This window comes from Piscirickettsia litoralis, assembly GCF_001720395.1.
Taxonomy (GTDB): Bacteria; Pseudomonadota; Gammaproteobacteria; order Piscirickettsiales; family Piscirickettsiaceae; genus Piscirickettsia; species Piscirickettsia litoralis.
In genome coordinates this window covers 2,414,580-2,421,391 of the sequence record NZ_MDTU01000001.1, presented here as the reverse complement: position 1 = coordinate 2,421,391, position 6,812 = coordinate 2,414,580, and the positions used below count along the sequence as shown (strand labels likewise).

Sequence of the window (6,812 nt, the reverse complement as noted above, 5' to 3'; positions counted from 1 at the left end):
AAAAACTTAAAAACATTCGCCATACAAATACATTAGCAGCAACTCAAGCCATTTCAGGTGATGTTTTAAATAAACTGGTTATCTATTTAAATCAGGTTATTAACGCTCATAAGATTTACCCAGAGATTGCCCAAGAGCTTGGTAATCAAGGTAATGTTAATGTTTCTTTTAAGCTTTTCCCCTCTGGTATCATAGAAAATTTACATATTGCTCAATCAAGCGGCTACCAGCGCTTAGATCAAGCCGCAATTGACACCATGAAAGCTTCTGTCCCCTTTACTCAAGCCAGCCAGTACATTCATCAGCCGCAAAAGTTTACTTTGCCGATTCAATACCACCTTGAAACTTAAAATAAAAATAAACCAGGAACAATTATTGCAAGCAACCCCTTATCCGCCCACTGAAATTGACACTTGCCATTTTAAATGAAACCAATGCATCAAGTCTTATTACTTGCTCTTATTGTCCTAAGCTTTCCGGTGACAGGACTTGCCCATGCAGATAGCTATCTTACAACAGTCAAATCAATCACTTTTAGCATTTATAGTCTAGAGGATCAGGATAAAAAGTATTTAGGCACAGTAACAACCACTGATACTCCTTTTGGCTTGCTGCTCACACCCAAATTAAGTTATCTCCCTAATGGAATCCATGCTTGGCACATTCATCAAGTTGCTTCATGTGATCACCAAGGCAAAGCTGCGGGTAAGCATTTTCACCACCATCAAAAGAATACAACACAACATGCAACTGGACCTTATGACCCCAACGCGCCCGTAGGTGATCTGCCCAGCCTTACCGTCATTAATCATCACGCTGAGCTTCCAGTGCTAGCGCCGCGCTTAAAGCTCGCAGATCTGCCCGGTCGCTCTATCGTTATTCACCAATTTGGTGGAAAGTACTATAGTAGCATTACAAACAAATCAGGCGGTAAACCGATCGCTTGTGGTACTATTAATTACAATCTCACCCAATAACAGCTCTCATAATAAATGGCTTGATTCTTATTGATCAGCCAAGCTATAGTGACTTTTAGAACAAATAAAGACTAAAAGATAAGGACGCTATTATGCTTAAAACCCTTAACAAAGCAATAATTCTATCAACAAGCCTAGCATTTGCACTGACCAGCTTTGCTACCTCCAAAGATTACCAAGTTGCTCTTAAACAAGAAGGGCAAGTTGCCGCAAAAGTTGTTACGGTAGAAAAAGTACGCATTGCTAATCAAAACTTAAAAGTCCACGACAATGTTGCTGTTACTGCCCTTATCAGTAATAACAGTGACCAGTCCCATGAAATTATTTCAGCTTACAGCCCTGTTGCTGAGATAATACAACTGCATAAAACTGATGGGGCCATTATGAAACAACTTAATAATATCACCTTAGCGCCACACGAAACACTTGCACTCAACCAAAATAAAGATCACATTATGCTCATCAACCTTAAAAAAGATCTGACAAATAAAGAGCCAGTCCCATTATTCATAGAGTTTAAAGATGGCAGTTGGCTAAAGACTATAATCACTTAATTTAAGAATATTAGGGGTAATCTATGTTGATGCCCTGATATTATGCTATTTCTTATTACTATATTCTCTATTTAAATAAATAGATTCAGCATTGTTGAACAACACTTTTTCCATTGAAAATTGAGGGTTACTATTAAACCAAGAAACGACTAGCTTAAGCACATCTTGATATGTTGCTGCTAGCAAGCAAACTGGATAATCTGAACCATACATAACCCGCTCATCACCAAAGTTATTCATAATCGTCTCGATATAAGGCGCAATATCCTCAGGTTTCCATATTTTTCAAATCAGCTTCTGTCACCATACCAGAAAGCTTGCAATGAACATTTTGAAAACGCGCAATATTTTCAATGGCTTTACTCCATGCTTTAATTCTCCCTTGTTTAATATCAGGCTTTGCAATATGGTTAAGCACAAACAGTACATCTGGGCATAAACTTATCAGCTTCTCAACATACTCAAGCTGACTTTCGTTCACTAATAACTCATAAATAAGACCAAGCTGGCCAACACTTCGCACACCTTCAACAAACTTTTCCTGGATAAGATGCTCAGGCACAATCCCTTGGGACATATAACGAATGCCACATAATTTATCGCTTTGCTCGATCAATTTTTTTATATCTGCAATAACAGCACGGCCCTTAGCCACATCAACCCAACCAATGACTCCAGCGATCCTTTCATTTTGCTCCGCAACAGCGAGTAATTTTTCCGTCTCCCAAACTTCCGGCACAGCCTGTACTAATAGGTTATATTGAACATTATTTTCTTCTGATAGCATAAGGAGGTCATCGATCGAGAAATCTCGCTTGATTATACTCATCTCCTCTGTAATCCAGGAAAAATGCTCCCCTTTGCATTCCCATATATGGTTATGGCTATCAAAAATTTTCATGTTCAGCACCCTCTAATTTTTCCTCTTTAAGAGTCAATTAACTGAAGTAATACGGCATGATCTTTAAGCGACTGTTTTTGCTCATCTGTTAATATAGCATAAATTTTTCTATTAGCATGTACTTGATTTAATGCAATAACTTCAAAGAGCTTGCTTTGTTTCTCAACAATGGCTTGCGTGTTTTTTGACGAGTACTTATCACTAAGAGTCAAGTGGAGCAACTTGCTATTATTTTTATTGTACTCTTCAATTTTGGCATAGTTCTTCTCCCGAAGCCCCCGAATAATACCAATTATCTGCTGCCGCTGCGGCACTGTTAGTTGTAATTGGCGAAAAAGGCTCAATAGGGGCGGCATCGAACGATCACTTTGAGTGAATGACGAAGTTAAAGGAGAAGCAGCAAATGCTCCTGTGCATACAAACATACTTGCCAATAAAAAAACCATAAAAAATACTTTTTTCATTATTTTCGCCCTATATTAAGTTTAAATTTAAGCTTAAATCAGCTCATAAGAATAGCTAGTCTATTACCTCAGCTCTCTAGCCTTTATTCATAACCTGAAACGCCAAAGATAAAGCAATATGGCACTAAAGATACAACAACAAGATAAGCAGCCAACATAAAATTTTATTTTATTTTTCAGTTTTTCACTCCCTTGCTTTTACCTGCCATATATACCCAAATTTTTACATTTTCAGCCAATTCAATACGGTTACTCTATAGCACCCTAGCATTCAACTTCTCATCCTCTACGACATCCTGTAACATGGAGAAAAACACATAAGAGTGATCAATAAAATGATTAAAAGTTATGACCATCTGACTATTGCCGTGACCAATTTAGAAAGTGCTAAAGAATTTTTCCAAATTTTGGGTTTTGAAACCACTCATGATTTAGTCATTGAAGGCGAACCCTTTTCCACCTTTATGGACATAAAAAACCTCAAAGCTCAACACGTTACCCTAAAGCACCAGGCAGCTAACGTTGAAATTCAATTGCTGTACTTCTATAGCCCCGAGCCACAAACTGACCCACATATCGGCCGTTTGGACAAGCTTGGCTACAACCATTTATGTTTTGGGGTTAAAGATATTGAAGCGGTCGTCGAAACATTAAAAACTAAGAAGATCAAAATACTCAGCCATATCATGACATTCAACAGCCGCAAACTCGTTTATATCCGTGGCCCCGAGGGCGTCGTGATTGAGCTTGCAGAGTGGTTAAACTAAAATATACAACTAGCTAGCCGTTTATAACCGCCTGGAGCTTTGTTATGTCTATTGCCGACATTCTCACTTTCGCCAGCCTCGTCTTCTTTCTGGCAATTATTCCAGGCCCAAACGCACTGCTTATTCTACAAACCTCTTTAAGCCAAGACAAAAAGCAAGCCTATGCAAATATCTTTGGCATCACTCTCGCCTTTTATATCCATGCCTCTATTTCAGCCTTTGGCTTAAGCTACCTATTTTCCACATCAAGTCTTGCTTTTAATATTCTAAAGTGGCTGGGTGTGGCTTACCTCATCTGGCTAGGCGCAACAAACCTACACAGCGCTCTTAAAACAAGACTCCATACAAACACTTCAATATCAGCCGAGAAACAGGCTAAGAACCTGTGCAATAACTTTGTTAAAGGCCTACTCACCAACTTACTTAACCCCAAGATTATCTTATTTTACTTAGCAATATTTCCACAATTTGTTCACCACTCAGCTTTGCTCAAAGATAGCTTGGTTCTAGGTAGCCTCCATGCCTTCATCGTCGCCAGCTGGTTTATTCTTGTGGTTGCCCTCGCTGGGCAATTCAAAAACAGACTCAACGCCCCTCGCAGCAAATCTTGGCTAAAAGGCATCAGTGGCAGCTTATTTATTGGCTTTGGAATCAAGCTCGCTCTATTAAGCCGTTAAGCCATTCATTAATCTCGTATTTGCCCCGTACCACGAATAAGGTATTTATAGCTAGTGAGTTCTTTCAACCCCACCGGCCCACGTGCATGAAGCTTATCGGTGCTAATGCCAATTTCAGCACCCTTACCAAATACCTCGCCATCGGTAAAGCGTGTTGAGGCATTATGATACACCGCAGCAGAATCAACTTGTTGCAAAAATTGCTCTGCACAGCCCTTATCCTCAGTCACAATGCTATCCGAATGTCCTGATCCATAATAATTAATATGATGTATTGCCGCATTAGTATTTTTCACAATTTTAATCGACAAAATTAAGTCTAAATATTCGGTCGACCAATCTTCTTCGCTCGCTTGCTCTAAATTTGAAATAATTTTACAGCTTTGCTCGCAACCTTTTAGTCGCACTCCTTGCTCTTTTAACATTTCAACAAAGCGAGGCAACACCTTTTTGGCAATATCTTGGTGAATCAATAAAGTTTCCATCGCATTACAGACACCTGGACGCTGACACTTCGCATTAATAATAATCTGTTCGGCCATATCCATATCCGCCGCTTGGTCAATATAAATATGACAAATACCATCCAGATGCTTAATCACTGGCAACTGGCTTTGTTCGGTAATGGCTTTGATTAAGTTTTTGCCTCCACGAGGAATCACCACATCAATAAAGTCAACTTGCTGCAATAGGGCATGCGTTGCTGCGCGCTCGGTATGATCAATAAACTGCACACACACCTCTGACAGGCTATGCTCTTTTAAAGCCTCGACAATCACACGGTGTAAAGCACGGTTACTGTGAATCGCCTCCTTACCTCCCTTTAAGATCACAGCATTGCCCGACTTAAAACATAATGCTGCAGCATCAATCGTCACATTGGGGCGAGACTCATAAATCATCGCAATCACTCCCAAAGGCGTCGAAGTTTTCTCTAGGATTAAACCATTACTTATTGTCTGGCTTTCAAGAATACGCTGATTTGGATCTTCTAACTCTATGATGGTAGTCAAAGCATCAGCCATAGCGATAATACGATCATGATTTAAAGTTAACCGATCAATAAAGGCAGAGCTTTGGTCCTGATCTTTTGCGTAATTTAAATCTTTTTTATTCGCTACTAATAAATTTTCACTATGATTAATAAGATTTTTTCTAAGAGAGTTAAGCACATCATTTTTCACTTCCGTGCTTAATGTAGCAAGCTGATAGCTTGACTGCTTCGCTTGCCTGGCAAGCTCTTGAATTTTGGTTTCCATCATTAAATCGCATCTCATATTATTTTTAAATATACATTACAATAACGCTAAGTTATCACGGTGAATCACTTCTGCAGGCAATTCACCTGAGAATCGTTCATCGATTTGACTCACCTGACAACCTCTGACTTGTTCAAGCTCTGATGATGAATAATGAACAATACCCCGAGCAATCATCTGCCCCTCACAAAATAGCGCCACAGTATCCCCTCGAGAAAAGTTCTGTACCACTTGCGTCACGCCTGAAGCTAATAAACTTTTACCACGTTGGCACACCGCCGCCTGTGCACCACGATCAATATGAATCTCACCCTTACAATCTGCACCAAAAGCAATCCATGACTTTTTACCATATAAACTCTTTTTTCTCGGACAAAAAAGTGTCCCAATATTGATTCCCTGCAATAAATCCGTCATCACATGAGGTTGCTTGCCATTCGCAATTAACATCGCAATTCCTGATTCATTCACAATACGCGCCGCTTGCAACTTCGTTGCCATCCCCCCCGTGCCCAGCGAAGTTTTTTCTTGACGCACCAGCTCAGAAGCCTCTTTGTCAATATTCGTCACGACTTCAATCACTTGATTGTTTTTATAATCAATTAACCCATCTACACTCGTTAGTAGCACCAGCAGGTCCGCCTGAGCTTGACTCGCAATCAAAGCTGCCAAAGTATCATTATCACCAATGGCCGTCGCTTCGATTGAGATGGCATTGTTCTCATTAATAATAGGGGTAATATTCCAATTAATCAGCTGCTTTAATGTATTGGCAATAGAAACATAGTTATGGCGATTTTGAATGTCATCTCGCGTCACTAGCATTTGAGCGGTCATCAAATCATTTTGAGCAAAGATATGGTCATAAGCCTGCATCAAGCGACTTTGGCCAATGGCAGCGAGCGCTTGCTGTTCTGTTCGATTAAGCGTTTTGCGCTTTTGATTTAGCTCAGCCCCTAAACCCACCGCTCCAGAGGTCACAACAACGCACTCTTTGCCTTGTGCTCTTAACTGTACAATTTGCTGGGCCAAATGAGTGATAAAGTAAGTCTGCAACTTATTATCTTTAACCAATAGTGAAGTTCCAACTTTAATAATGACTCGCTTTGCTGCTTTTATAATATTCTCACGCATACCTACTCCTATTGAAACTAGAGTCCCAGTAGAGCATATGGTGTGCGCCAAGGCAAGATAGACAAAGAGCTGAATGATA

At 39.9% G+C, this 6,812-nt stretch carries 10 protein-coding genes; 5 read left to right on the top strand and 5 right to left on the bottom strand.

Annotated features, from left to right (window positions below; translation table 11 throughout):
- The 3 genes from BGC07_RS19510 to BGC07_RS12070 all read left to right on the top strand — a co-directional run.
- Positions 1 to 350 (top strand): energy transducer TonB (locus tag BGC07_RS19510; protein ID WP_158006933.1); only part of this gene is annotated, 350 nt, incomplete at its 5' end.
- Positions 351 to 434: 84 nt separating this feature from the next.
- Positions 435 to 977 (top strand): superoxide dismutase family protein, encoded by a 543-nt coding sequence (locus BGC07_RS12075; RefSeq protein WP_158006932.1) that lies wholly within the window; start codon positions 435 to 437, stop codon positions 975 to 977.
- A 92-nt stretch (positions 978 to 1,069) separates the two neighbouring features.
- Positions 1,070 to 1,531, top strand: a complete 462-nt coding sequence (locus BGC07_RS12070) for a copper chaperone PCu(A)C (protein ID WP_069313319.1) — start codon at positions 1,070 to 1,072, stop codon at positions 1,529 to 1,531.
- A gap of 45 nt (positions 1,532 to 1,576) precedes the next feature.
- Here BGC07_RS12070 and BGC07_RS23360 read toward each other — a convergent pair whose 3' ends face one another.
- Genes BGC07_RS23360 through BGC07_RS12055 form a run of 3 tightly spaced genes read right to left on the bottom strand, consistent with a single transcriptional unit; the run spans position 1,577 to position 2,896 of the window.
- Complete coding sequence (locus tag BGC07_RS23360) at positions 1,577 to 1,771, bottom strand: amidohydrolase family protein (RefSeq protein ID WP_069313318.1); 195 nt, start codon at positions 1,769 to 1,771, stop codon at positions 1,577 to 1,579.
- 28 nt (positions 1,772 to 1,799) lie between these two features.
- Positions 1,800 to 2,432 carry an amidohydrolase family protein gene (locus BGC07_RS12060; protein WP_069313317.1) on the bottom strand — a complete coding sequence of 211 codons (633 nt, stop codon included), beginning with the start codon at positions 2,430 to 2,432 and terminating at the stop codon, positions 1,800 to 1,802.
- A gap of 26 nt (positions 2,433 to 2,458) precedes the next feature.
- Positions 2,459 to 2,896, bottom strand: a complete 438-nt coding sequence (locus BGC07_RS12055) for a Spy/CpxP family protein refolding chaperone (RefSeq protein WP_069313316.1) — start codon at positions 2,894 to 2,896, stop codon at positions 2,459 to 2,461.
- Positions 2,897 to 3,231: 335 nt separating this feature from the next.
- On the opposite strand from BGC07_RS12055, the gene BGC07_RS12050 reads away from it, so the two are divergent.
- Both BGC07_RS12050 and BGC07_RS12045 read left to right on the top strand, forming a co-directional pair.
- On the top strand, positions 3,232 to 3,663 hold the full coding sequence (locus BGC07_RS12050; RefSeq protein WP_069313315.1) for a VOC family protein: 432 nt from the start codon (positions 3,232 to 3,234) through the stop codon (positions 3,661 to 3,663).
- Positions 3,664 to 3,707: 44 nt separating this feature from the next.
- Positions 3,708 to 4,340, top strand: coding sequence for a LysE family translocator (locus BGC07_RS12045; protein ID WP_069313314.1), 633 nt, complete (start codon positions 3,708 to 3,710; stop codon positions 4,338 to 4,340).
- 8 nt (positions 4,341 to 4,348) lie between these two features.
- On the opposite strand, the gene BGC07_RS12040 is transcribed toward BGC07_RS12045, so the two are convergent.
- The gene (locus tag BGC07_RS12040; protein WP_317135127.1) at positions 4,349 to 5,602 is read right to left on the bottom strand and encodes a glutamate-5-semialdehyde dehydrogenase; all 1,254 of its coding nucleotides are present in this window, start codon (positions 5,600 to 5,602) and stop codon (positions 4,349 to 4,351) included.
- A gap of 33 nt (positions 5,603 to 5,635) precedes the next feature.
- Positions 5,636 to 6,733 carry a glutamate 5-kinase gene (proB, locus tag BGC07_RS12035; protein ID WP_069313313.1) on the bottom strand — a complete coding sequence of 366 codons (1,098 nt, stop codon included), beginning with the start codon at positions 6,731 to 6,733 and terminating at the stop codon, positions 5,636 to 5,638.
- Positions 6,734 to 6,812 lie beyond the last annotated feature (79 nt).

Coding starts and splice junctions, on each gene's coding strand:
- BGC07_RS12040 (WP_317135127.1), bottom strand. CDS start 5,602: ATGATGGAAACCAAAATTCAAGAGCTTGCCAGGCAAGCGAAGCAGTCA.
- BGC07_RS23360 (WP_069313318.1), bottom strand. CDS start 1,771: ATGAATAACTTTGGTGATGAGCGGGTTATGTATGGTTCAGATTATCCA.
- proB (WP_069313313.1), bottom strand. CDS start 6,733: ATGCGTGAGAATATTATAAAAGCAGCAAAGCGAGTCATTATTAAAGTT.
- BGC07_RS12050 (WP_069313315.1), top strand. CDS start 3,232: ATGATTAAAAGTTATGACCATCTGACTATTGCCGTGACCAATTTAGAA.
- BGC07_RS12060 (WP_069313317.1), bottom strand. CDS start 2,432: ATGAAAATTTTTGATAGCCATAACCATATATGGGAATGCAAAGGGGAG.
- BGC07_RS12070 (WP_069313319.1), top strand. CDS start 1,070: ATGCTTAAAACCCTTAACAAAGCAATAATTCTATCAACAAGCCTAGCA.
- BGC07_RS12055 (WP_069313316.1), bottom strand. CDS start 2,896: ATGAAAAAAGTATTTTTTATGGTTTTTTTATTGGCAAGTATGTTTGTA.
- BGC07_RS12075 (WP_158006932.1), top strand. CDS start 435: ATGCATCAAGTCTTATTACTTGCTCTTATTGTCCTAAGCTTTCCGGTG.
- BGC07_RS12045 (WP_069313314.1), top strand. CDS start 3,708: ATGTCTATTGCCGACATTCTCACTTTCGCCAGCCTCGTCTTCTTTCTG.